This window comes from Amycolatopsis thailandensis, from assembly GCF_002234405.1.
Lineage (GTDB): Bacteria > Actinomycetota > Actinomycetes > Mycobacteriales > Pseudonocardiaceae > Amycolatopsis > Amycolatopsis thailandensis.
The window spans coordinates 1-591 of record NZ_NMQT01000389.1 but is presented as its reverse complement, the minus strand read 5'-3'; the positions used below and the strand labels follow the sequence as shown (position 1 = coordinate 591).

The 591-nt window shown below is 65.8% G+C and carries 1 protein-coding gene; it reads left to right on the top strand.

The features are described 5' to 3' along the window. Positions 1-125 precede the first annotated feature (125 nt). Positions 126-467, top strand: a complete 342-nt coding sequence (locus tag CFP71_RS43075; RefSeq protein WP_143267351.1) for a hypothetical protein — start codon at positions 126-128, stop codon at positions 465-467. The last annotated feature ends 124 nt before the right edge of the window (positions 468-591 follow it).

The following is a 591-nucleotide window of genomic DNA, read 5'->3' as shown; positions in this document are numbered from 1 at the left end:
CGGCCGGCGTCGACGACGTGACGCCTCTCCGCCAGGGCTTTTGCGTTCTCCCGCAAAAGCGTCGCGCTCCGGACCAGGGGTCGGGAAGGCTCCCTTCCGACCGGAAAGAAAGGCAGGACATGATCATGAAGAACGGCATCGCGCTCGCGGCCATCACCGCCGCGCTCGCCCTTTCCCTCAGCAGTCCGGCAAGCGCGTCCGATACGGCGGCGGGCTCGGCCCCCGGCGCCACCGCGGCGTGCAACGTTCAGCACGAGCCGTGGTACACGGAGAACAATTGGCGCAAGGTCGACGTCTACAACGAATGCTCCACCGGAAAGTACGTCTGCGTCGACATCCCCACCTGGCCGGACTGGGGTCCCAGCTTGGTTCCCGGGCGGACGAGCAAGACACTGGTCTACGGCTGGGCCTTCAGTGTCCCCACGGGACGTAGCCTCTACTACGCCAAGAACTCCAGCGACTGCTGAGAACCGCGGGCGTGAACTCGGCCGGGTCGTCGCGCGGAGCGTGGCGACCCGGCCGTACTCCCGAGAACTACGGTCTCCATTTTCGCACGAGCACCAAGGGCCAGGAAAAATCGAAGGTGACCCA